Raw genomic sequence first — 1,572 nt, forward strand, 5'->3', positions numbered from 1 at the left:
GTTCTCGCCCTCGTCAGAAGTCTGTCGCGATGTCCATGTTGCGCAAGAGCGATCCTGCGTCCGCGTATCGCGCAAAAATTTATGACGCAGTAAGACTAGCAGGCTGTTGAAAAAGGGTGCGCGCCGCCGGCCGGCGACCGTGATTCATTGGCTCCGACGAGATTCGGAGATGGTGCGTGCGCGGCGGCGACAATCGAACGGGCGAGCTGTTCAGCTACGTTGATCTGGAGGCACGGGTGCGGCGTGACCATCCGCTGCGAGCGATCCGGGCGTTGTGAACGAGGCACTGTCGACGCTTGAGCCGGAGTTCGCCGCGCTTTATTCGCCGATTGGGCGGCCGTCGATCCCGCCGGAGAAGCTGCTGCGGGCGATGCTGTTGCAGGCGTTTTATTCGATCCGCTCGGAGCGGCTTTCGATGGAGCGGCTGGAATAGGACCTGCTGTTCCGCTGGTTCGTCGGAATCGGCGCCTAGGACCATTCGGTGTTCTCGAAGAACCGCGACCGGCTGCTGGAAGGCGACATCGCGGCCAAGTTCCTGGCGGCGGTGCTGGTGCAGCCCAGGGTGAAGAAGCTTCTGTCGAGCGATCACTTCTCGGTCGACGGCACGCTGATCGACGCCTTGGGCCTCGATGAAGAGTGTCAAGCCGAAGGACGGATCTGGCGAGCCGCCGGCCCAAGGCGGGCGCAATGCCGATGCGGACTTCCATGGCCAGAAACGCTCGAACGACACCCATGCTTCGACCACCGATCCGGAGGCCAGGCTGTACCGCAAGGGCAAAGGCAAGGAGACGAAACTGTGCTTCATCGGGCACGGGCTGATGGAGAACCGCCACGGCCTGCTGGTCGACGCCTGCCTGACGCAGGCCGACGGGCATGCCGAGCGGGTGGCCGCGCTGAACATGATCGAGGCTCGTGCCGACCGGCCGACAGCGATTACACTTGGCGCCGACAAGGCCTACGACGCAGAAGACTTCGTCAACGAACTGCGCTCGATGAACGTGACACCGCATATTGTCATTCGGCCTGCAATATTGGCTCTGACTCATTTCTGATGAAGTTCGCCGGCGACTGTGGTTCTTCAAGGGAGAATCGGCGCCATGCGGACAGGCTTTCGAATTTCATCGCTCGTACCGAGTGGTTTGGTGTTTGATGGCGCAAGTGATTCAGAGGATTCAGTTATTCTGGCTGTTCGGTCAGAGGCTGCGGAGGCCCAGTGCCCGTTGTGCGCGACAGCATCGCGCCGAATCCATAGCCGTTACATCCGGCACGTGGCCGATTTGCCATCAGCGGGCAGAAAGGTGCGCCTCCGATTGCTCACGCGGCGCTTCACATGTGAGGTGCCGCATTGCCGCCGGCGGATCTTCGCAGAGCGGTTCGGAGAAGACATCGTCCCGCTTCGACGGCGCCGGACGGCACGGCTGGAATACATCGTCCATCACTTGGGGTTGGCGCTCGGCGGCCGGCCGGCGGCAAGCTTGGCCAAGCGGCTCATGCTGCCTGTCAGCAACGATACCTTGCTACGGGTGATCCGCCGGCGGACGGCGATGCCCACAGATCCGTTGCTTGTTGTGG

At 62.2% G+C, this 1,572-nt stretch carries 1 protein-coding gene and 1 pseudogene; both read left to right on the forward strand.

Features of this window, described 5'->3' with window-relative positions; genetic code table 11:
• Positions 1-176 precede the first annotated feature (176 nt).
• Positions 177-1,013: pseudogene (locus IVB48_RS33130) on the forward strand (IS5 family transposase); the annotation flags it as partial.
• A gap of 84 nt (positions 1,014-1,097) precedes the next feature.
• The coding region (locus IVB48_RS33135) for a transposase family protein (RefSeq protein ID WP_247406755.1) at positions 1,098-1,572 on the forward strand (475 nt) is incomplete at its 3' end.

This window comes from Bradyrhizobium sp. 76 (assembly GCF_023073025.1).
Taxonomy (GTDB): domain Bacteria; phylum Pseudomonadota; class Alphaproteobacteria; order Rhizobiales; family Xanthobacteraceae; genus Bradyrhizobium.